21 protein-coding genes and 1 other RNA gene are annotated in these 21,464 nt (G+C 71.4%); 9 read left to right on the top strand and 13 right to left on the bottom strand.

The window, feature by feature from the left end:
- The first annotated feature begins 149 nt into the window (after nt 1–149).
- Nucleotides 150–710, top strand: a complete 561-nt coding sequence (locus HV826_RS17580) for a hypothetical protein (RefSeq protein ID WP_407938409.1) — start codon at nt 150–152, stop codon at nt 708–710.
- Between the two features lie 26 nt (nt 711–736).
- On the opposite strand, the gene rnpB is transcribed toward HV826_RS17580, so the two are convergent.
- Nucleotides 737–1,132, bottom strand: an RNA gene (gene rnpB / locus HV826_RS17575) — RNase P RNA component class A.
- A gap of 69 nt (nt 1,133–1,201) precedes the next feature.
- A complete protein-coding gene (locus tag HV826_RS17570) occupies nt 1,202–2,485 on the bottom strand; it encodes an RNA polymerase sigma factor (RefSeq protein ID WP_176418179.1) in 1,284 nt (427 codons plus the stop codon).
- Nucleotides 2,486–2,768: 283 nt separating this feature from the next.
- On the opposite strand from HV826_RS17570, the gene HV826_RS17565 reads away from it, so the two are divergent.
- Nucleotides 2,769–4,097, top strand: coding sequence for a reverse transcriptase family protein (locus tag HV826_RS17565; RefSeq protein WP_176418178.1), 1,329 nt, complete (start codon nt 2,769–2,771; stop codon nt 4,095–4,097).
- Nucleotides 4,098–4,134: 37 nt separating this feature from the next.
- Here the strand turns inward: HV826_RS17565 and HV826_RS17560 are convergent, their stop codons facing one another.
- Nucleotides 4,135–4,773, bottom strand: a complete 639-nt coding sequence (locus tag HV826_RS17560) for a ribonuclease HI family protein (RefSeq protein ID WP_176418177.1) — start codon at nt 4,771–4,773, stop codon at nt 4,135–4,137.
- 18 nt (nt 4,774–4,791) lie between these two features.
- On the bottom strand, nt 4,792–5,523 hold the full coding sequence (locus HV826_RS17555; protein WP_176418176.1) for a zinc ribbon domain-containing protein: 732 nt from the start codon (nt 5,521–5,523) through the stop codon (nt 4,792–4,794).
- Between the two features lie 166 nt (nt 5,524–5,689).
- On the opposite strand from HV826_RS17555, the gene HV826_RS17550 reads away from it, so the two are divergent.
- On the top strand, nt 5,690–6,448 hold the full coding sequence (locus HV826_RS17550; RefSeq protein ID WP_407938408.1) for a hypothetical protein: 759 nt from the start codon (nt 5,690–5,692) through the stop codon (nt 6,446–6,448).
- Nucleotides 6,449–6,590: 142 nt separating this feature from the next.
- Nucleotides 6,591–6,755: a hypothetical protein gene (locus HV826_RS17545; protein ID WP_176418174.1), complete on the top strand. Its 165-nt coding sequence runs from the start codon at nt 6,591–6,593 to the stop codon at nt 6,753–6,755.
- An 87-nt stretch (nt 6,756–6,842) separates the two neighbouring features.
- Here HV826_RS17545 and HV826_RS17540 read toward each other — a convergent pair whose 3' ends face one another.
- Complete coding sequence (locus HV826_RS17540) at nt 6,843–7,139, bottom strand: TIGR02300 family protein (RefSeq protein WP_163787487.1); 297 nt, start codon at nt 7,137–7,139, stop codon at nt 6,843–6,845.
- 148 nt (nt 7,140–7,287) lie between these two features.
- On the opposite strand from HV826_RS17540, the gene HV826_RS17535 reads away from it, so the two are divergent.
- Nucleotides 7,288–8,559: an AgmX/PglI C-terminal domain-containing protein gene (locus HV826_RS17535; RefSeq protein WP_176418173.1), complete on the top strand. Its 1,272-nt coding sequence runs from the start codon at nt 7,288–7,290 to the stop codon at nt 8,557–8,559.
- A gap of 4 nt (nt 8,560–8,563) precedes the next feature.
- Here HV826_RS17535 and HV826_RS17530 read toward each other — a convergent pair whose 3' ends face one another.
- The 3 genes from HV826_RS17530 to HV826_RS17520 are packed head-to-tail and all read right to left on the bottom strand — an operon-like array spanning nt 8,564 to nt 11,356.
- A complete protein-coding gene (locus tag HV826_RS17530) occupies nt 8,564–8,809 on the bottom strand; it encodes a DUF3006 domain-containing protein (RefSeq protein WP_176418172.1) in 246 nt (81 codons plus the stop codon).
- A gap of 13 nt (nt 8,810–8,822) precedes the next feature.
- Nucleotides 8,823–10,163, bottom strand: a complete 1,341-nt coding sequence (locus HV826_RS17525) for a ComEC/Rec2 family competence protein (protein WP_176418171.1) — start codon at nt 10,161–10,163, stop codon at nt 8,823–8,825.
- Nucleotides 10,160–11,356: a ComEC/Rec2 family competence protein gene (locus tag HV826_RS17520; protein ID WP_176418184.1), complete on the bottom strand. Its 1,197-nt coding sequence runs from the start codon at nt 11,354–11,356 to the stop codon at nt 10,160–10,162. Before HV826_RS17520 ends, HV826_RS17525 begins: the two co-directional genes overlap by 4 nt.
- A gap of 114 nt (nt 11,357–11,470) precedes the next feature.
- Between HV826_RS17520 and deoC the strand changes: the two genes are divergently transcribed.
- The 4 genes from deoC (at nt 11,471) to HV826_RS17500 (ending at nt 15,203) form a co-directional block, all read left to right on the top strand.
- A complete protein-coding gene (gene deoC, locus HV826_RS17515) occupies nt 11,471–12,292 on the top strand; it encodes a deoxyribose-phosphate aldolase (RefSeq protein WP_176418170.1) in 822 nt (273 codons plus the stop codon).
- A 15-nt stretch (nt 12,293–12,307) separates the two neighbouring features.
- Nucleotides 12,308–12,700, top strand: coding sequence for a TraR/DksA C4-type zinc finger protein (locus tag HV826_RS17510; protein WP_176418169.1), 393 nt, complete (start codon nt 12,308–12,310; stop codon nt 12,698–12,700).
- A gap of 65 nt (nt 12,701–12,765) precedes the next feature.
- Entirely contained in the window at nt 12,766–14,493 is a 1,728-nt protein-coding gene (locus HV826_RS17505) for a phospho-sugar mutase (protein WP_176418168.1), read from the top strand.
- Between the two features lie 65 nt (nt 14,494–14,558).
- Nucleotides 14,559–15,203 (top strand): hypothetical protein, encoded by a 645-nt coding sequence (locus tag HV826_RS17500; RefSeq protein WP_176418167.1) that lies wholly within the window; start codon nt 14,559–14,561, stop codon nt 15,201–15,203.
- Here HV826_RS17500 and HV826_RS17495 read toward each other — a convergent pair whose 3' ends face one another.
- The 5 genes from HV826_RS17495 to HV826_RS17475 form a co-directional block, all read right to left on the bottom strand.
- Nucleotides 15,204–16,361 carry a sensor histidine kinase gene (locus HV826_RS17495; RefSeq protein ID WP_176418166.1) on the bottom strand — a complete coding sequence of 386 codons (1,158 nt, stop codon included), beginning with the start codon at nt 16,359–16,361 and terminating at the stop codon, nt 15,204–15,206.
- 350 nt (nt 16,362–16,711) lie between these two features.
- The gene (locus HV826_RS17490) at nt 16,712–17,641 is read right to left on the bottom strand and encodes an ABC transporter permease (RefSeq protein ID WP_176418165.1); all 930 of its coding nucleotides are present in this window, start codon (nt 17,639–17,641) and stop codon (nt 16,712–16,714) included.
- Nucleotides 17,634–18,749, bottom strand: coding sequence for an ABC transporter permease (locus HV826_RS17485; RefSeq protein ID WP_176418164.1), 1,116 nt, complete (start codon nt 18,747–18,749; stop codon nt 17,634–17,636). Before HV826_RS17485 ends, HV826_RS17490 begins: the two co-directional genes overlap by 8 nt.
- Nucleotides 18,742–20,172: an ABC transporter ATP-binding protein gene (locus HV826_RS17480; RefSeq protein ID WP_407938407.1), complete on the bottom strand. Its 1,431-nt coding sequence runs from the start codon at nt 20,170–20,172 to the stop codon at nt 18,742–18,744. The genes HV826_RS17485 and HV826_RS17480 overlap by 8 nt, the downstream gene beginning before the upstream one ends.
- A gap of 89 nt (nt 20,173–20,261) precedes the next feature.
- On the bottom strand, nt 20,262–21,452 hold the full coding sequence (locus HV826_RS17475; RefSeq protein ID WP_176418163.1) for a BMP family protein: 1,191 nt from the start codon (nt 21,450–21,452) through the stop codon (nt 20,262–20,264).
- Nucleotides 21,453–21,464: the final 12 nt, after the last annotated feature.

The following is a 21,464-nucleotide window of genomic DNA, read 5'->3' as shown; positions in this document are numbered from 1 at the left end:
GAACCCCCGCCCGGGGTGGGAGCGGGAGGCGGGGCGGGCGGCACCTGCGCGGTCAGGGCGTCGAGGGCGTTGGGCGTCTTCATGTGCGCGGGTTCGCATACACCAACGCGCCGGTGGATGCAGCGCCCGTGGCCGGGTAGAACCCCGTCGTGATGCGTCTCCAGCCCTCCTGTGTCCTGCTCCCGTCGCTTCTGCTGCTCGGCAGCGCCTGCATCGTGGAGGCGCCCGGCGGCGCCAGCGCGCAGGAGCGGCGCGCGGCCACCGTCACCCAGGTGCCGCCCCTGTCCGTGAAGAGCGGCGCCAACCTGGGCGGCAAGGTGGAGCTGGTGGGGGCCACGGTGGAGCCCGGCCGGCTGAAGGCCGGAGACCAGGCGAAGGTGGCGCTCTACTTCAAGGTGCTCCAGCCCATGGACGACGACTACCTCATCTTCGTCCACGTGGAGGACGCGGACGGCCGCGCCGAGCGCATCAACGTGGACCACAAGCCCGCGGGCGGCCTGCTGCCCACGTCGCAGTGGAAGCCCGGCGAGACGGTGAAGGACGAGTTCCCCGTCTATGTGCCGCCCGGCTCGACGGCCCGCGCGTTGAACATCTGGCTGGGGTTCTGGGAGCCGCGCACGGACTCCCGGCTGCGCATCCTCAACCCGAACGCCGTGCGCAACGACGGCAAGGACCGCGTCCTGCTGGGCCAGGTGCCCGTGGCGCGCTGAGTCGCGCCTGAGCGGGCAGGGGAAAACGCCGGAGCGGCCGTGTAAGCCGAGTTCTGTCCCCACCCCTTTCGGGATGGGCGGTGAACATTCATCTAGGGCCCTGGTTGCCCAGGGGCCTCATCAGCGAGCAACCCGAACGCATGGGACGGGCCATCCCTGTCCTCCGGACGGCGAGGACGCGCTCCTATTGGCTCTTGCTCCAGGTGGGGTTTACCGTGCCATCCGAGTCACCCCGGACGCGGTGCGCTCTTACCGCACCGTTTCACCCTTACCCGCCCCTTGCGGAACGGGCGGTCTGTTTTCTGTGGCACTTTCCTGCGAGTCGCCTCGACTGGCCGTTAGCCAGCACCCTGCCCTCTGGAGCTCGGACTTTCCTCCCGCCACCCATGACTGCGGTGGCCGGCGTTCACCCGGGCCGCTCCGGCACCTAGCGCTTACAACAGCCGGGCAGGGGCGGTCCACTCCGGGCGAGGGGCGCCGTCCATCGTCCGTCAGGAACGCCGCCCCGTCCCTCGCGAGCACGCGGCGGCCCGTTCGAGGAGCAGCGCGCGCTCCCGCGTGTTCGCGGTGAGGGCGGCGGCCTGCTCGAACTCCGCGCGGGCCTCGTCGAGCCGGCCCAGCTTGCCGAGCAGGTCTCCCCGGACGCTGGGCAGCAGGTGGTAGCCCTGGAGCGAGGGCTCCGAGGTCAGCGCGTCCACGAGGCGCAGGCCCGCCTCCGGGCCGAACGCCATGGAATGGGCGACCGCGCGATTGAGCTCCACGACAGGGGAGGGGACGACCTGGGCCAGCGTGTCGTAGAGCGCGGCGATGCGTGACCAGTCCGTGGCCTCGGCCGTGCGCGCCCGGGCGTGGCACGCGGCGAGGGCGGCCTGGAGCGCATACGGGCCTTCGGCGCCTCCCAGCGCCTCGGCGCGTTCGAGCGCCGCGAGGCCCCGGCGGATGAGGAGCTGGTCCCAGAGCCCTCGGTTCTGCTCCAGCAGGAGCACGGGCGCTCCCTTGGGCCCCACGCGGGCCCGCGCGCGTGACGACTGAAGCTCCATCAGCGCGACGAGGCCATGGACCTCCGGCTCCTTCGGCGCGAGCCCCGCCAGGATGCGGCCCAGGCGCAGGGCGTCCTCGCAGAGCGCGGGCCGCATCCAGTCGTCGCCGGCCGTCGCCGAGTAGCCTTCGTTGAAGACGAGGTAGATGACCTCCAGCACGGTCGACATGCGGGCGGCCAGCGCGTCGCCTTCGGGGACCTCGAAGGGGACGCGTGCCTCCGCGAGCGTGCGCTTGGCGCGGACGATGCGCTGGGCCACGGTGGGGACGGGGACGAGGAAGGCGCGGGCAATCTCCTCGGTCGTCAGGCCTCCGAGCAGCCGGAGCGTGAGCGCCACCCGCGTCTCCTTGGAGAGCACCGGGTGGCAGGAGATGAACATCAGCCGCAGCAGGTCATCGCCCACGACGTCGTCGAGCGCGGCGTCCAGGTCCGGCGCGGCCGTGCCTTGCAGTGACTCCAGTTCATGACCGAGCTCCTCGTGTTTGCGCTCGAGGAGCTTGCCTCTGCGGAGCTCGTCGATGGCGCGGCGCTTGGCGGTGGCCATGAGCCACGCGCCCGGGTTGTCCGGGACGCCCGACTCCGGCCACTTCTCGAGCGCGGCGACGAGCGCGTCCTGGGCGAGCTCCTCCGCGCGGCCGACGTCGCGCACCATCCGCGCGAGCCCCGCGATGAGGCGGGCTGACTCGATTCGCCAGACTGCTTGAATAGCCCGCTGTGTCTCGGTGGAAGCCGTCACGGGCGCAACTCAATCACCGTTCGCCTACGGCACAAGGGGCGTGCGCGCGCGGCGTTTCCTTTTGAGAGGGCGACGTGTACCGTCGGCGAGCCATGCGGCGGCTTGGAGACCCAGCGGGTAGCCGGTCCGTGATGCTGCGGTCCGCTGCCTCTCCGGGGTACCCCCGGGGACAACTCATCAGGAGCACACCGTCACGCGCGGCCGCCTCCGCGGCAAGCCGCGGTCCGGGCCACGCAAGACACGACAGGTGGGGCCACGCCGCCGCATGGCGTGAGTGTGGAAGATGAGCGAGCGGCGCGTCGTGGCTCAGGCGCTCGCGTCCGCGTTCCTCGCGGGGCCCTGGACGCTCAAGGGGCTCGTTGAAAGGGGCACGGAGGTCGTCGGAGGACGAGCACCGTGGGTGTCGTCCCTGGCGCGCAGCGCGATGAGCTTCTTCCCGCGTCCGCCGCATGCGCGGATGGAGTTGCTCGGGGACTTGTTGGCTTCGCGTCCCGCGTTCATGCGGGGCTTCACGGACCCGTCGGCGCGTGCGCGCATCGTGCGCTGGATTTCCTCCGAGCCGCGGATGGCGCGGCAGCCGTGGCCCGTGCCAGCGCTGCCGACCCAGGCCGACCTCGCGGCGTGGCTGGGCGTGACAGTGGCGCAGTTGGACTGGCTGGCGGATGTGCCGGGCATCGAGCACTCGTCCACGCCAGGACGGTGGCGGCGCTACCGGTACACCTGGATTCCGAAGCGCAGCGGTGGTGAGCGGCTGCTGGAGCGGCCGGGATTGGACCTGTCGCTGGTACAGCGCAAGGTGCTCCACGGCATCCTGGACCACATCCCGCCGCATGACGCCGCGCATGGGTTCGTCTCGGGTCGGAGCGTCCGCAGCTTCGCGGAGCCCCACGTACGGCAGGCCGTGGTGGTGCGGGTGGACCTGGAGGACTTCTTCTTCTCGGTGCGGCCCGCGCGCATCTGGGCGGTGTTCCGCACGGCGGGGTGTCCGGACGGCGTGGTGCGTGCGCTCGCGGGACTCTGCACGAACCGCACACCTGGCGAGGTGGTGTCGCAGGCGAGGCGGCCGGATTCACTCGCCGAGGCGAGCGCGCGCTGGCGTCTGGCGCGGAGGCTCGAATCGCGTCACCTGCCACAGGGGGCGCCCACGTCGCCCGCGCTGGCCAACCTCGCGGCGTACCGGCTCGATGTCCGACTGTCGGCGCTCGCTGCTGCGATGGGCGCGCGGTACACGCGCTACGCGGATGACCTGGCGTTCTCGGGTGGTGACGCCTTGGCCCGGCGCACGCACAAGTTGCTGCGGTACGTGAGCCAGATTCTCCGCGATGAGGGCTTCACGCCGCGCGCAGGGAAGACGCGGGTGATGCGCCGGAGCGCCCAGCAGCGGCTCGCGGGCGTGGTGGTGAATGCGCATCCTTCCGTCCGCCGCGCGGACTACGAGCGACTGAAGGCCATTCTCCACCTGTGCCGCACGCGAGGCCCCGCGAGTCAGAATTCCGAGGACCATCCCGACTTCCGCGCGCACCTGCTGGGCCGCGTCGCTTGGGTCGCACACCTGCACCCGGCCCGAGGCGCGAAGCTGCGCGCCGCCTTCGACCAGATTGCGTGGGACTGACGCCCACGCCTTTCGACTGATGTCGTCCCTGGAAGGTCTACAGCCGCTCATCAATCGCGCGGTTGCTCATCTCATCCGCCTCGGCGTTCTGCGCGCGGGGGACGTGGTGCAGCTTCACCTTGGTGAAACCCTTGAGCAGCTTCCGCGCCTCTTCGTACAGCGGCTTCAGCGTCGGGCTCTTCACCTGGTAGCGCCCGCCGAGCTGACGAATCAGCAGCTCGCTGTCCGCGTAGACGTCCAGCTCGCGCGCGCCCAGGGACTGCGCGTGCTTCAGGCCCAGCAGCAGGCCCATGTACTCCGCGCTGTTGTTCGTCTGATGTCCCAGGAACCGCCCCAGCCGGGCCACCACGTTGCCCGCGGGGTCCATCAGCACCGCGCCCGCGCCCGCAGGGCCCGGATTGCCCCGGGCCGCGCCGTCTGAGTAGACGCGCAGCCGCGGATGCGACTCAGCGGTGGGCGCCGCGTCCACCGGCGAGCTCATGGCCCCAGCCGGCTCCTGCGTGCCCTTCGTCGTCGCGGCGGAGGCCGGCGGCATCCCGCCGAGCCGCTGCGCGGCCTCCTCGATGAGCTGCCCGAGGTGCTCCCGGGTGAGGCCCCGGAACTCTCGCACCGTCCCTTGCAGCGGCTCCTCACGCGCGATGTGGCGGAGGATGTCGATGATGGACGGCGCGGGCATGTCCACGAAGCCGCGCCGCTACTTCGCCGCCGCCGGGGTTTCCTGCAGCGCTTCCACCGCGTAGATGATGCGGTTGCAAGAAGGACAGACGTCCATGCCCAGCCCGGTGCGAAGCTGGTTGTAGAGCTGCGGGGGCACGTTCATGTTGCAGCCCTGGCAGGTGCCGGCCACCACGCCGACCATGGCGGGCAGCTTCTTCTTGCGCACCACCTCGTAGCGGCGCAGCAGGGTGGCATCCACGGCCGAGGCCACTTCGGCCCGGCGGCCTTCCAGCCCCTTCACCAGCGACTCGGCCTCGCCCAGCTTGCCGCGCAGCTCCGTCATCCGGCCGGACAGGCCCTGCTGCTTCGTCGCGAAGTCCGCCTCCTTGCCCTTGATGGCCTCGCGGGCGCCGCCGAGCTGCTTCGTCAGCTCCGCCAGCTCCTCCGCCATCGTCAGATTGGCCTTCTTGGCGATGTCGATTTCACGGGCCAGGGCGGAGTACTCGCGGGTGGAGCGCTGCTCGCTGAGCCGCGTCTCCCACTTCTTCACCTTGTCCTTCTCGTCCGTGATGTTCTGTTCGAGCTGGGCCTTCTGCTTCTCCATGTCGGAGACGCGCGCCCGTTCCGCCTCGATGGCGCTGCGGGCCACACCCAATTCCCGCTCCAACTCGGCAATCTGACGGGGGTGAACGTCCGCGGCCTTCCGGAGCGAGGCGACCTCGAGGTCCACGTTCTGCAGCTCCGCCAGCGCTTTCAATTTCTCCCGCAAAGTTGCTGCCTCCCACAGGGCCGCACCGTGTACGGCAACGGCCGAGCTCTTGTACCAACAAGGATGATGAGGGTCCAACGTCCAAATAGGCCATGAGTCATCCCTCGTGGCCCTCGCTGCCATGCCGCATTTGAAACAGCTTCACGCACCCGTTAGACCGGAGCGCGTGCTTCGTCCATCCTTCGTCATCGTTCTCTGCGCGCTCGCTCCTGCCTGCAAGGAGCCCGCGTCCCCGCCGCCCACCACCACCGCGCCGGCCGCGCCCGCCGCCACGAACACGAAGTGGGGCGTCATCGAGGGGCGCGTCCGACTCACCGGCTCGCCCCCGGCGCCCGCCCGGCAGCCCACCACGGGCACCGTCGTCTCCGTGTGCGGCGAGGAGACGGAGGAGCGCACGCTCAGGGTAGGCAGTGAGGGCGCGTTGGCCCACACCGTGGTCTCCTTGAAGGAAGGCCACGCGCTGCCCGTACCCAAGCGCGCCGCGCCGGAGGCCGTGCTGGACCAGAAGCAGTGCATCTATGACCCGCCCGTGCTGGCCGCTCGTGCTGGCAGCACCCTGGTCATCCGCAACTCGGACCCGCTGGTCCACAACGTCCGCGCCGCCTCCGGAACGAACCGCGCCTTCTTCAACGTGGCCATGCCGCTGGAGGGCATGACGGTGAAGCGGCAGCTGCCCGCCGAGCCGGGCGAGGTCCCCATCCACTGTGACATCCACCCGTGGATGCGCGCGCGCGTGCGCACCTTCAACCACGGGTACTTCGCGACCAGCGGCGAGGACGGGCGCTTCCAACTGGAGGTCCCCGAGGGCACCCACACCGTGGTCCTCTGGCACGAGCGGCTCCCGGAACAAGCCCGCACCGTGACGGTTCGCGCTGGCGAGCGCGTCCAGGTGGACGCGGAGTGGCCGGTGGCCGACCTGCAGTAGCCCGCCGGTCCGTATCCATGAAGGATTCCGGCGCTCGCCGTCTAAAAGGTTGAGAAGCCGCGAATCGATTGGGGTTTCCGTTCCAGTAGAAGAATTGTTATGCGGACGGCAGAAGTCACGTCCGAGAAGAGGGGGCAGAGTCATGCAGCAGGCAAAGAAGCAAGCACTCCCGAGCAACGGCACGCGCGGCCTGGAAGCGCCCCGCAAGGCGGCGGTCCGGCCCATCGGCATGCAGGAGATGGGGCCAACCCTGTACGAGCAGCTCCGCCGCGCGCTGCTGGAGCTGACGCCCGTCTCGTCCAACTGAAGCCAGGTTGTCCGGGCGCGAGCGCCACGGCCTGAAAAGCGAAGGGGCTCCCGGCTTGCGCCGTGGAGCCCCTCGTTTCTCGCGGACCTAGACTTCGTCCTCTTCGGATTCGCTTCCCGCTGCTTCGTCATCATCGAAGGAGTCGAGTCCTTCCTCCTCGTCCTCCTCATTGCGACCGGCGGGCTCCTCCGGCTCAATGGGCTCGATGACCTTCGGGGCGGCTGCCAGACGGCTACGCCTTCCCTCGGGTTGGGGCTTGAGTGCCGGGCTTTCCCGTTGATCCGCACCACACTTCGGGCAGATCGGGTCCGGCTTCTTCATGTCGTAGAACTTCGTCTGACACTTGTAGCAGACGTGTTTTGTTCCGAGGTCCTTCGCCGGCATTCGCCACCTTGTGTAAAAGGCGAGAGAAGACAGGGGGGAGGGCGGCTCAATAGTTGGGCCGCAAGACAGAGTCAACCTGTGGTTTGCGCCGGAGAATTCTAGCGGTAGCATCGCGACCGCGTTTTCCCCCGGAAGCTGGACGCCCCTCTTGAACTTTACCTGCGACAATTGCCAGAAGCGGTATTCCATTGCGGACGAAAAGGTCCGCGGCAAGACGGTCAAGGTCCGCTGCAAGAACTGCCAGAACGTCATCACCGTCGAAGGGCCCGCCGAGGAGGAGAACACCCGCGTGGTGTCCCTCGCGGACGTGGAACGCATCCGCGCCCAGGAGCGCTCCCTGGCGGAGCCCGAGCCCGAGCCGCGGCACGCCGAGCCCGAGCAGCCCTGGCCGGACGAGGACGACGAAGCGCCGGACAACACCTACTTCGGCGACCCCCTGCCGCGCGCCCAGCCGCAGGCCCAGCCGCAGGCCCAGGTGACCCGCCGCGCGCAGCAGCCCCAGGCCGCCAACGCCGCGCCGCTGGACGACGCCCTGTTCTCCGACCTGGACCTGCCGGGCAACCGCGACGGCGGTGACGACGAGGAGCCCCAGGACGACGACGCGCAGTACCCCGACGACCCGCGGGCCGCGCTGGGCGGCGACGAGGACGACGGCAAGGCCGTTCAGGACACGCGTCACTTCGCCAAGAAGTCGGGCGTCACCCGCCGCAACCCCGCCTGGAAGTACGCCGTCTTCGCGTTGCTGCTGCTCATCGTCCCGCTGGGCTTGGCGTATGTCCTGTCGGAGACGCTGGGCGTGGTGCCGCTGCGCGTGCAGACGGTGGACGCCAGCGGCAACGCGGTGGAGCAGCCCGTCTTCTCGGCGGAAGGCGTGGGCGCGCTGCGCGACAAGCTGCTGGGCCGTGCGCCGCCGCCGCCCCCCGCGCCTCCCAAGCCGCCCGCCGAGGGCAAGCGCCCGGCCGCCGCGCCCGCCGGCACCGGCGCGGTCGCGGACGCGGAGGCCGCCGCGGCGCCGTCCAAGGGGGCCTTGGAGGCCGTCTACGTGGACCCGGACAAGCAGGACGTGGACCCGGCGGTGCGCAGCGGCGAGGAAGTGGCCGCCGCCGACACCGAGGATGTCGGCGGCCCGTCCGACGAAGAGGTGGAGCGCGTGCTGGCGAAGACGCAGCCCGCCTTCAGGGACTGCGTGGAGGCCGAGCTGCGGAAAAACCCGTCCTTCAAGGGCGGGAAGGTGACGCTGACGGCCACCGTGGGCAGCTCGGGCACGGTGACGGCGGCCACGCTCGACCGCAAGGACTTGAACCGCAACAGCCCCGTGGGCGCCTGCATACGAGACCGCGCGAAGGGGATGGTCTTCTCCGCCTTCGCTGGTGAGGCCGTGGACCTGGAGATTCCGCTGGTCCTCTCCAAGTCGATGTAGCCGTCTAGAGGTCGAAGCTCCCGGCCGGCGGCGGCTTCTTGCCGCGGGTCGCCTGCTCGCGGGCCCTGCGCACCTCCTCGCGCAGGGCCTCGGTGGCCTCCCGGTCCACCTCCAGGGTGTCGAGGTCGAGCACGTCTCCCTCGCGCAGGCCGGCGGGCAGCGCGCGCAGGGGGCGCGTCACCTCACGGCCCTCCACCACCAGCACGGCGACGTCGTCTTCGATGCGGTCCAGCGTGGCCCGGGTCGTCATGGGGCGTGGCTCCTCAGGGGTTGCAGTCCCGGGCAGGCCGCCGTCCGCGCGAGGCCTCTTCCCGGCTGGAGAAGGTCACCAGGTTTGATGACTTGATCTTCACGACGTTGCGGCAGCCGGGCTTGTGGAACACGTCGCTGCGGCTGCTGCCGACGTAGGTCCCCACCGTCACGGCGCCTGAGCCAGAGGCGCCGCTGCGCGAGCGCGGGCCCGCGCGGGAGGGCGGCGCCCCGTCGCCTGCCGGCTCGTCGAGGCTCAGGGTGTACATCTTCCCCGTGGGCTGCTTGCCCGAGGCGTCACGCGTGCCGGAGCGGCCCGTCGAGCGCCGGGAGTCCCCCGCGAGCGCGGCGTCCCGGGGCGTGGGCGTGCCCAGGCCCGGGTAGCTGTAACGGGTGTCCTCCGGGACGCCGGCGGACAGCCGCTGCGGCGTGACGACGAGCGTCTTCCCGTCGCTCACCACCTGCACCTCGCCGTGCAGGTCGGTGCGGAACACCTGCGCGCCGGTGGCCTCCAGCCGCTTGAGGGTGACTGGCGCGGGGGCGCCAAGCAGGCTGCCTTCGCCCGCGGAGATGACGGTGGCGCGGGCCCCCACGGCCGACAGGAAGGCGGCGGAGGTGGGCCCTTCGGTGCCGTGCGCGGCCACCTTGAGCAGCGTGGCCTGCATGGGGGCGTTGCGCGCCAGCAGGTGGTCCACCGTCCGGGCATGCGCGTCCGCCATGAAGAGCACCGCGGTGTCCCCATAGGTGAGCCGGAGGATGACGGAGTTGGCCTCCAGGGCGGCCTCGGGCACGTCGAGCAGCGGCTCGGTGGGCGCGCGGGGCCACAGCACCGTGAGGGACACCCCCGCGCCCAGGGGCAGCCGCTGGAGCGCGTTGGGCGTGGCGGGGGAGGGGGACGGGGAGATGAACTCCACGCCCTGGCTGGCCACGGCGCCGAGCAGGGTGTCATACGCCTTGGGCGTGGCGCCCAGCTGCGGCTCCAGCAGTTGCCGGGCGCCCACGCGCTTCAGCACCGGCTCCAGCGCGCCATGGTGGTCCGAGTGCGGGTGGGTGAGCACCACCAGGTCCAGCCGCTGCGTGAGCAACTCGGGCAGCCGGTTCACCAGGTGCTCCGCCGAGGAGGCGGGGCCCGCGTCCACCAGCGCGGTGTACCCGTCCGGCGACACGATGAGCGCTGCGTCCCCCTGGCCCACGTCGAAGAAGTAGACGTGGAGCTTCCCGTCCGGGGTGCCCCCGAAGTACCGCCGGGGGCGCTCCGCCGGGCGCGCCGCCACCGGCTGCGGCGGAGGTGGCGGCTCCTTGCAGGCCGCCAGTGCCAGCAAAACGGCGAGGAGGAGGCGCGGGCGGGAACTCATGGATGGCAATCCTCGGCGGGGCGGCGCTCGCGCACGGCTTCGGCGCGGCTCGAATAGGCGGTGCGGTTCGACTTGGAGCGCTTCAGGGTCCGGCAGCTCTCTTTGTGAAACACCTTGCTGCCCTTGAGGCTGAAGTATCGGGGCGTGTCCGTGCCGCGTTGCGTGGTGTCGGTGCCGGGGGCCTCCGCCGGGGTGGACGGGGCGCCGCGCCCACGGGGCGTGCTGGTCCGGCGCGTTCCCCGGGTGATGGGGCCCAGCGCCACCGGGCCGGCCTTCACGCCTCCGGGAACCAGCTCCGAGGCCCCGCCGCGTTTCTCCGCGCGCAGGGAGACGACGTTGCCGTCGCTGGTCGCCACCACCTCGCCGTCCTGGTCGGTGCGGAACACGGTGGCCTTCACCGCGCGCAGGCGCTCCAGCACCGCCGGGGTGGGGTGCCCGTAGTCGTTCTTCGCGCCCACGGAGATGACCGCGGCCTTGGGCTTCACCGCGGCCAGGAAGCCCGCGGTGGACGAGTGCCGACCGCCGTGGTGGGCCACCTTCAGCACGGTGGAGGTGAGGTCGATGGGCTTGCGCAGCAGCGTGGCCTCGGTGTCCGGCTCGGCGTCGCCGGTGAAGAGGAACGCCGTCTTGCCGTAGGTCAGCTTGGCGACGATGGAGTTGGAGTTCGGGTCCGAGCGGGTGCCCGTGAGGAAGGCGTCCTCCGGCACGCGCGGCCACAGCACGGTGAGCGCCGCGCCATCTCCCAGGCCAATGGTGACCAGCGAACGCGGGTCCTGCGGGTTGGGCACGGGCGTCATCACCTGGCCCACCTCGTCACCCACGACGTTGAGCAGGTCGCGGTACGCCTCGCTCGGGTGGTCGAAGCCCGGGTCCATGAAGCGGCGGGCCCCCACCGAGCGCAGCGCGGAGGACATGCCGCCCAAATGGTCCAGGTGGGGGTGCGTGAGGATGGCGAGGTCCAGCGGCGCCTTGACCAGCTCGCGCAGTCGCTGCTCCAGGCGGTGCCGCGCGTCGGGCGGGCCGCTGTCGATGAGCACCGTCTTGCCGGTGGGGGAGATGATGAGCGCGGCGTCCCCCTGGCCCACGTCGAAGAAATGGACCGTGAGGGGCTGGCCGGTCGATTGGGCCAGGGCCTGACCCGGAGTCGAGGCGAGGAGGAGGACGAGGAGTGCGAGCCACCGGACAAAGGACATCACGAGACCGACTCTACCGCTCCGCTCCCCCCTCTGGCACCCAGGGGCTCGGAGCAGGCGCGCTTCTCCCGCGAGCGCTTCCCGAGGGCCTGGAAGTGGGCTAAGGGGCCGGGCATGTCCGACTCCGAAGACCTCTTCCATTTCGTCGAGGACATTGCCAACCAGGCGCGCCGCCGGCTCGAGGCGTGGAAGGAGGAGCAGACGCCCGGGGCCAGCGCTCCAGCGTCGGGTCCGTCCACCGCCCGCGTGGACCTGGACAAGGTGCGCTCCCACGCGGACCTGGCGCCGTACATCGACCACACGCTGCTCAAGCCCGAGGCTCGCGCCGAGGACGTGGTGAAGGTGGCCGAGGAGGCCCGCCAGTACGGCTTCGCCACCGTCTGCGTGAACAGCACGCACGTGGCCACCGCGGCGCGGGTGCTGGCCGGCACGTCCACGCTGCCCATCGCCGTGGTGGGCTTTCCGCTGGGCGCCTCGCTGCCGTCCGCCAAGGCCTTCGAGGCCCGGGAGTCCATCCGCGCCGGGGCGCGGGAAATCGACATGGTGCTGAACGTGGGCGCGCTCAAGGCGCACGACTACGCGCTGGTGCACCAGGACATCGCCGCCGTGGTGGAGGCCAGCCGGCCCGTGCCGGTGAAGGTCATCCTGGAGACGTCCCTGCTGACGGACGAGGAGAAGGTCATCGCCTGCTCGCTCTCCAAGGCCGCGGGCGCCGCCTTCGTGAAGACGTCCACGGGCTTCGGTCCGGGCGGGGCCACCGAGGCGGACGTGGCGCTGATGCGCCGGGTGGTGGGGGACACGGTGGGCGTGAAGGCGTCGGGCGGCATCCGCTCCGCCGAGGACGCGCTGAAGATGCTGCGCGCGGGGGCCAACCGCCTGGGTGCGTCCGCGTCGGTGGCCATCGTCTCCGGGCAGACCTCCACCGCGAAGTACTGACCCGGGGCGGACACCGTGAACGCGAAACAGCGAGAGGAACTCATGGCGCTGCTGCTCGCGCTCCACTCGGAGCTGACGGAGAAGACGCCGTCGAGAATCGAGCCGAACCGCACCGATGACGCGCGCATCGGCGGCGACGAGGACGAGCAGCCGCTCAACGAGATGATGCAGGCCATCGCCTCCAACCGGAACCGGAACATGGATGGCGTGCTGGCCCGCGTGCTCAAGGCGCTGGGCAAGCTGCGCGAGGACCCGGACGGCTATGGCGAGTGCGAGGAGTGCGGCGAGGAGATTCCGCTCGGCCGGCTGCGCGCCATGCCCTACGCGGAGTTCTGCGTGACGTGCCAGGGCAACAAGGATGGTCCCAAGGGCCGCGCCACCCGCAGCAAGCTGACCGACTACACCTGAACAACCGGCGTGCGAGCCTGTGTGCGTCGCGCGCCCTCAACGGCTACACGAGGCTTCGAGGGCTCATGGACACCACCGGACTGAAGGAGCGGGCGGAGGCGTGGCGTCAGGCGGATCCGGACCCGTCCACCGCGGCGGAGCTGGCGGCGCTGCTGGCGAAGGCGGACTGGGCGGAGCTGGAGGACCGCTTCTCGCAGGACCTGGAGTTCGGCACCGCGGGCCTGCGCGGCGTGCTGGGCGCCGGTCCCAACCGGATGAACCGCGCCGTCATCCGCCGCACCACCGCGGGCCTGGCGCGCTACCTCAAGGAGCAGGTGCCGGACGTCGCCACCCGGGGCGTGGTGGTGGGCCGCGACGCGCGCAACCTGAGCGTGGAGCTGGCCGAGGACACCGCCGCGGTGCTGGCCGCCGAGGGCATCCCCGCCCACGTCTTCCCGGAGCCGGTGCCCACGCCGCTGGTGGCCTTCGCCGCGCTGCACCTCAACGCCGCCGCGGCCGTCATGGTGACGGCCAGCCACAACCCGCCCGAGTACAACGGCTACAAAGTCTATTGGGGCAACGGCGCGCAGATCATCCCGCCGCATGACACGGGCATCGCCTCCGCCATCGCCCGGGTGGAGCCCGCCAACCGCGTGCCGCTGCTGACCCCGGCTGATGCGCGCGCCAGGGGGCTGTGGCGGGATTTGCCCGCGGCCATCGGCGACGCCTACGTGCGCGCCATCCTGGGGCTGCGCGTGGTGGGCAAGGGCTCCGAGTCGCTGTCCATCGTCTACACCGCCATGCACGGCGTGGGCGGCGTCTGGGCCGTGCGCGCCTTGCGCGAGGCGGGCTTCCCGCGCGTCACCCCCGTGGCCGAGCAGCAGCAGCCGGATGGCCGCTTCCCCACCGTGCGCTTCCCCAACCCGGAGGAGCCGGGCGCCATGGACCTGGCCACCGCCACCGCCGAGCGCGTGAAGGCGGACGTGGTGCTGGCCAATGACCCGGACGCGGACCGGCTGGCCGTCATGGCGCGCGACGCGGACGGAGCGCTGCGGCTCTTGACGGGCAACGAGGTGGGCGTGCTGCTGGGCCACTACGTCCTCACCCAGGGGCCGAAGCAGGGCACGCCGCACGTCGTCACCACCATCGTCTCCTCGGCGCAGCTGGGGGACATCGCGCGCTCGCTGGGCGCCGCGTGTGACGAGGTGCTCACCGGCTTCAAGTGGATCGCCAACCGCGCGCTGGAGCGCGAGCAGGCCGAGGGCACCCGCTTCGTCTTCGGTTACGAGGAGGCGCTGGGCTACACCGTGGGGACGGTGACGCGCGACAAGGATGGCGTGGGCTCGGCGCTCGTCATGGCGGACCTGGCGGCGTGGTGTCAGGCGCGCGGCACCACGGTGCTGGGCTACCTGGAGGAGATTCAGCGCGCGCATGGCCTGTACGTGGGCGCGCAGCGCAACTTCACGTTCCCCGGCGCGGCGGGCGCGCAAATCATTCGCGGCATCATGGACGCGTTCCGTGCCTCGCCGCCGAAGGACATCGGCGGTGACGCCGTCCGCGCCGTGAGCGACTACAAGAAGGGTGAGCGGGGCCTGCCGCCGTCCAACGTGGTCGCGCTCGAGCTGGAGAGCGGCGGCCGCGTCACGCTGCGTCCCTCCGGCACCGAGCCGAAAATCAAATACTACTTCGAGCTGAAGGAGACGCTCGCCGACGGCGAGCCCCTGGCTCAGGCCCGCGCGCGCGCCGAGTCCCGGCTGGCCCGCTTCATCGCCGCTTTCCTCGGCCTCGCGCGTGAGCGCGGGCAGCCAGCGTGAGTCTTGTGACGCTGCACCACATCCACCGCTCGCCCCCGCGGGCGGCCTTCGCAGAAAGGTACCGTGTGAAGCGACTGCTCCCCGGAGTCCTCCTCGCTTGCTTCCTGGCCCTCCCCGCCACCGCGCTGGCGCAGCGCGGGGGGCAGGGTTGGTCCGTCCTCGCCGGTGAAACGCTGGGGCGGGGCAACACCGCGTTCCATGGCCAGCTTGGCTGGCCCGGCATCTCCCTGGGCCTGCTGCACGGTGGCTCGGAGCGCTTCGACATCGGCGGCAAGTTCAGCTTCAACTGGGGCCGCGAGGGCTGGGTCCGCTACACGGACCCGGGCATCAAGCTCCAGGCGTGGATGCGGCTGCAGCTCGTCCAGGAGCGCAACTTCTCCCTGGCGCTCACCTTCCAGCCGGGCCCCTTCTTCTACTTCAACCGCCGCGACACCGACGTGGGCCTGGCGCTGCCCGTGGGGCTGGTGGTGGGCATCCCCGCCGGCAGCGCCGTCATGGTGAACCTGGGCCTGGACATCCCCTTCCACGTCTACTTCGGCGAGGGAATCGGCCCGGTGTTCCCCGTCCTCGTGGGCGGCGGCCTGGAGTACTTCGTCAACCGCCAGTTGGGGGTCACCTTCAACGTCCGGCTGGGGCCCGCCGTCATCCCGGACATCGACGACACCGAGTTCACGTTGGAGGCGCTCTTCGGCGTCGCCTACCGCTTCTAGCTACCAGGACGACGTCTGCTCGGGCAGCTCCACCGTGAAGGTGCTGCCCAGGTTGACGCGGCTCTTCACCGCCACCGCGCCGCCCATGGCTTCCACCAGGGTGCGCGCGACCGTGAGGCCCAGCCCGGCGCCCTTCTCGGGGGCCTTCGTCGTGTAGTAGGGCTCGAAGACGGCCTGCAGCTCGTCCTCGAAGATGCCGATGCCCGTGTCCTTCACGTACAGGCGCGGGCCGAAGTCCCCGAAGATGTCCGGCAGCTCCACGCCCACGTGGATGCGACGCGGGCGGTCCGTCACGTCCTCCACCGCGTCCACCGCGTTGGCCAGCAGCTCCACCACCACCTGCTCCAACTGGCGGCGGTTGAAGACGACGGCGATGGCCTCGTCCGGCAGCTGCACCTTCACCTCGGCGGCGCCCAGGCGGCCGGCGTCGCGCATGCGCTCCACCACCGCGGGGATGAGGTCGCGCAGGTCGAAGCGCTGGATGTCCTTGGGGCTGGTGGGGCCCAGCGACAGCAGGTGCTGGCCGTGCAGGCGCATCTGCTCGCCCGCCACGCCCAGCTTCTTGAGCTCGTCGGCGTCCGGCGGCAGGCCCTGCGAGGCGCGCATGCGCACGTGCTCCAGCGCCCGCTGGAGGCCTTCGCCCACGCGGCCCAGGTTCTGCGCCACGTCCGCGGCCAGCGTGCCCACGCGGGCCAGCCGCTCCATCTCCACCCAGCGGACGCGTGGGTCCTGCAGCGCTTCGGCGCGCTGGCCACCGCGCTCGCGGTGCGCCTTGAGCTCCAGCAGCGTGTGGATGCGGACCTTCAGCTCCAGCGGGTCCAGGGGCTCGGTGATGAGCAGGTCATCCACGCCCGCCTCGAGCACCTCGCGGCGCGTCTCCCGGTCGGCGCTGGGCGTCAGCATGAGCACGGGGAGGGCGGGGCTTCCCAGCGCGTCCTGGAGGCGCCGGTACGTCGCGAGGCCGTCCGTGCCGGGGCGCTCCACGTCGAGCAGCACCAGGTCCGCGGACTGATGGGCCGCCGCCGCCAGGCCGCTGGCCGTCAGCACGTCATAGCCCGCCGGCGCGAGGATGGAACACAGCCGCTCCATGCCGCCCGACTCCACGTTCACGGCCAGCACCCGGGGCCGATACGTCGCGGTCTCCGTCGTCTCCAGCATCACGCCACCCCTACATGGTGACCAGGTGAGCCTTCACCCGGGTGTTCCAGGCCGTCCTACGGACCTCTCTCGCCCTGGATGGAGCTCCCCCCTGGGCGCCTGCGTCCAGTCCGGTACGTGATCCGATACCGCGCTGTGTCTATGCGAGGCTCATGCCGTGCTTCGTCCCGGCGCGTCGGAATCGCCCATTGCACCTCCAACGAGCGCAGCCCTGTAACGTCGGGGGGTTGAATCGTTTCGACACTGGAGAAAGTTGCCCCAACTGGAATCCGGTCAACGAAAGAAGGGGTCTTTCATGACCTGAATTCGATTTTCACCCGGGTATTGAATGACCTCTTGCGCGCAAAACGTCAGCGCGACTCTTGTTCGTAGGGCGTCCCGAGCGCGGCGGGGGCGCTGCTGCGCTGGCCCTGGAGGGTCAGCACCCCCAGCGTGAGCAGATAGGGCAGGGCCAGGAGGACGCCCTGGGGGATCAGCTCGACCAGGCCGGGGGCGCTCGACACCAATCCGATGCGCAACGCGTTACCGAAGGCGAAGAAGGTGGCGGCGAGGAAGGCGCCCACGGGCGTCCACCGGCCGAACACCATGGCGGCCAGGGCCATGAAGCCCAGGCCCGCGGGGGTGTGCTGCTCGAAGCGGTCCAGCACGGCGGTGGACAGCACCGCGCCGCCCAGGCCCGCCAGGAGCCCGCTGCCCAGCACCGCGCCCCAGCGCAGCCCCGGCACCGACAGGCCCAGGGTGGCCACGGCCTGGGGCTTGTCGCCTACCGCGCGCAGCCGCAGGCCCAGGGGCGTGCGAGTCAACAGGCCCTGGAAGGCGAAGGGCAGGAGCAGCGCCAGGTACGTGGGCGCCGAGTGCCCGGACAGCGCGCCCAGCACCGGCACGGCGCCCAGCCCGGGGATGTCCCAGCGGGTGAGCTGCTGGATGGGCGGGGTGCCGTTGGGGCCGTAGAGCGACTCCAGCAGGAAGGTGCCGCCCGCCAGGGCCACCAGGTTGAGGGCGATGCCGGACACCACCTGGTCGGAGCGCCAGCGGATGCTCAGGAAGCCATGCACGCCGGCCAGGGCCGCGCCCGCGAGCATGCCCATGACGACGGCCAGGGGCGTGGGCATCGTCAGCGCCGCCACCGCCGCGCAGAAGGCGCCCACGCGCATCATCCCCTCCATGCCCACGGCGACCACGCCCGCGCGCTCGGAGAGCACCGCGCCCAGGGCGGCGAAGATGAGCGCCGGCGCCGCGTCCAGGGTGGAGAACAGCAGCGAGTGGAGGACCTCAAGCACGGGGCACCTCCGCCGACGCCGCGGGCGCCACGCTCCGCCGGCGCAGCACCGCCAGCCACACCATGCGCCCGGCGACGAAGAGCAGCGCCAGGCCCTGGATGAGCTCGGGGAAGCTCTTGTGAACGCCGAGCAGCTGCATGCGCGTTCCGCCCGCGCGCAGCACGCCGAAGAAGAGCGCGGACACGGTGGCGCCCAGCGGGTGGTTGTTGCCGATGAGCGCGATGGCGATGCCGTCGAAGCCGTAGGGCGCGCCCAGCGTTCCGGGGTAGCGCCCCTCCGTGCCCAGCACCAGCACCGCGCCCGCGAGCCCCGCCATGGCCCCCGCGAGCGCCATGGCCAGGCCCATGCGCCGGGCCACGGGGATGCCCGCGGCGCGCGCGGCCTCGGCGCCCAGGCCCACCGCGCGCGTCTCGAAGCCGGAGCGCGTGCGCGTCAGCCACACCCACACCGCCAGCGCCGCGACGAGCGCCAGCGGGAAGCCCAGGTTGAGCCGCGAGCCTTCGCCCAGCAGCCGGGGCAGCACGGCGGTGGCCTGGATTTCGGCGGTGCCGGTGATGGACTGGCCGCCTTCGGCCGCGGCGCGCAGCGGGCCCACCACCAGCCAGTTGTCCACCAGGCTCAGCGCCACCCAGTTGAGCATGATGGTGGAGATGACCTCGTGCACGCCCCGGTAGACGCGCAGCAGCCCGGCGATGCCCGCCCACGCCGCGCCCGCGAGCGCCGCGCCCAGCAAGGCCGCCGGGACGTGGAGCACGCCGGGCAGCGACACCTGCGCGCCCACCACGGCCGCGGCCAGCGCGCCCAGCAGCATCTGCCCCTGCGCGCCGATGTTGAACAGGCCGACCTTGAACGCCACCGCCACGGACAGGCCGGTGAGGGTGAGAATCGCGGCCTTCATCGCGGACTCGCCCAGCGGGCGGGTGATGACGGTGGCCGCCGCGCCGTCCAGGTACGCGGGCCAGTTGCCGATGCCACCCCACAGCATCTGCAGATAGGCGTCCGTCGCGGTGCCCGGCTCCAGGGTGAGCGCGATGAGCACCCAGCACACGCCCAGCGCCAGCAGCACGGAGAGCACCGACGGCAGCAGCTGTCTCACGCGCTCAGGCATGGCTCGGCTCCGGGGTCCCCAGCATGCGCCGTCCCAGCTCGCGCTCGTCGAACGCGTGACGCGGGAAGTGGCCCGTCACGCGGCCCTCGAAGAAGACATAGACGCGGTCCGACAGGGCCAACACCTCTTCCAAATCGAGTGACACCAGCAGCACGCCCGTGCCCTGGTCGCGCGCCTCGCGCAGCTTCGCGTGGACCTGCGCCACCGCGCCCACGTCCAGCCCTCGCGTGGGCTGCACCACCACCAGCAGCCGGGGCCGCGCATCCAGCTCGCGCGCCACCACCACCTTCTGCTGATTGCCGCCGGACAGGGCGCGCAGGGCGACCTCCGGGTCTGGCGGCCGTACGTCATAGGCCACGGTCAGCGCGCGCGTGCGCTCGCGGCGGCCCTTGAAGTCAATCCACGGGCCCTTGGCGAAGGGCGGCCGCGTGTGCCGGCCCAGGGCCACGTTCTCCTCCACGCTGAGCGCCTTCACCACCGCCCGGTGGAGCCGGTCCTCGGGGATGTGCCCCACGCCGCGCGTCCGCGCCTGGGCCGGAGTGAGGCCGCTCAAGGGTCCTCCCAGCAGCGTGCCGCTCCCGGATGTCAGCGCGCGCAGGCCGGTGAGGACCTCCGCCAGCTCCCGCTGCCCGTTTCCGTCCACGCCCGCGATGCCGACGATTTCACCCGCGCGCACCTCCAGGTCCACGCCGCGCAGGGCAGGGCGCCCCGTGTTGCCGGTGGCCTGGAGCCCACGCACGTCCAGCAGCGGCTCGCCGGGCGCCTGGGACACGGCCGTGGCGGGCGCGGCGGCCGGTGCGCGCTGGCCTTCGCCCACCATGAGCGCGGCGAGCTGTTCGGCCGTGGTGTCGGCGGCGCGGACCTCCGCCACGCAGCGGCCCCGGCGCATGACGGCGATGCGGTCCGCCACGCCGAGCACCTCTTTCAGCTTGTGGCTGATGAGCACCACGGTGTGGCCCTGGGCGACGAGTCCGCGCATGACCCGGGCCAGCTCATCAGCCTCCTGCGGCGTGAGGACGGCGGTGGGCTCGTCCAGGATGAGCACCTGGGCGCCGCGGTGCAGCGCCTTGACGATTTCGACCTTCTGCTGCGAGCCCACGCTGAGCGTGTCCACGCGGGCCCGGGGCTCCAACTGGAAGCCGAAGCGGGCGCAGGTGGCGGACACCTCCTGCACCGCGCGCTCCAGGTCCAGCAGTCCGTTGCGGGTGGGCTCGCGGCCCAGCACCACGTTCTCCGCCACCGACAGCGTGGGCACGAGCATGAAGTGCTGGTGCACCATGCCAATGCCCCGCGCAATCGCGTCCCGGGGGCTCTTGAAGCGCACGGGCTGGCCGTCCAGCGACAGCACGCCCGCGTCCGGCTGGTAGAGCCCGTAGAGGACGTTCATCAGGCTGGACTTGCCCGCGCCATTCTCACCCACCACGGCGAGCAGCTCGCCACGGTGTACGTCCAGCGACGCGTCCGCCAGCGAGACGCAGGTGCCGAAGGCCTTGTGGATGTTCCGGAGGGAAATCAGGGCGCGGCAGCCTGGAAGGAGGCGAGGTCCGCCGGGACGGCCGGGATTTGGAGCGACCCTGAGACGATGCGCTGGCGCAGGGCCTCCACCTTCTGGAGCGCCTCCGCCTTGCCGGGGAAGTCCACCCGCACCTGGGCCATGCCCACGCCGTTCTCCTTGAGGCCGAGCACCTGCTCGCCCGCGGAGAACGTGCCGTCCACCAGGTCCTTCGCGGCCTGGTACACGGCCAGGTCGGTGTGCTTCATCATCGACGTGAGGATGGCGTCCGGCGCCACGTGCGCCTGGTCGGAGTCCACGCCAATGGCGTACACGCTCTTGCCCGCGGCGCGCGCTTCCTTCACCGCCTGGATGACGCCGATGCCGTCCGCGCCCGCGGCGTGGAAGAGGACGTCCGCCCCCTTGGAGATGAGGTCCTGCGCCACCTGCTTGCCGGCGGCCATGTTGTTGAAGCTGCCCGTGTAGACGGACATGAGCGCCTGGGACGCCTGGGCGTTGGTCGTCTTCACGCCCGCGCGGTAGCCCACCTCGAAGCGCTGGATGAGGGGCACCTCGATGCCACCCACGAAGCCCACCTTGTTCGTCTTCGTCACCAGCCCGGCCAGCGCGCCCACGAGGAAGCTGCCCTCCTGCTCCTTGAAGAGGACGGTGCGCACGTTGGGCAGCTTCATGGCCTTGCCCTGCGCGTCCAGCACCTGGCTGTCGATGAGCAGGAACTGGGACTTCGGGTTCTCCTGGGCGGAGGTGCGCACCGCGTTGGCCAGCATGTAGCCGTTGCCCACGGTGAGCCGGGCGCCCTGGTCCACCAGGAGCTGGAGGTTGGGGACGTAGTCCTCCTGGGCCTTGCTCTGCAGGACGATGGGCTGGATGGCCAGCGACTGGAAGCGGGCGGCGTCCGCGGCCAGGTGGGGCGGCAGGGACTGGCGCACCTCGGCGGGCGTGGCGTCCACGTACTTTCCGCCCTCGTAGCGCTTGCCCGCGGCCCACAGCTCCAGGCCCCGAAGCGCCGCGTCATTGAAGGAGTGGTCTCCTCGGCCGCCCACGTCGATGACGAGCCCCACGGGGAGGGCCTTCTTTTCCGTCTTCCCGGCGGCGGGGGCCTGGGCCCCGGAGGGGGGCGCTTCTTCCTTCTGCTTGGAGCACGCGCACAGGAGGGCGGTGAGGGCGAGGACGTGGAGGCGGAGCATCATGAGGCGCTTATC

The organism is Myxococcus sp. AM010, assembly GCF_013372585.1.
GTDB lineage: Bacteria > Myxococcota > Myxococcia > Myxococcales > Myxococcaceae > Myxococcus > Myxococcus vastator.
This window is presented reverse-complemented; position numbering and strand designations above follow the sequence as displayed.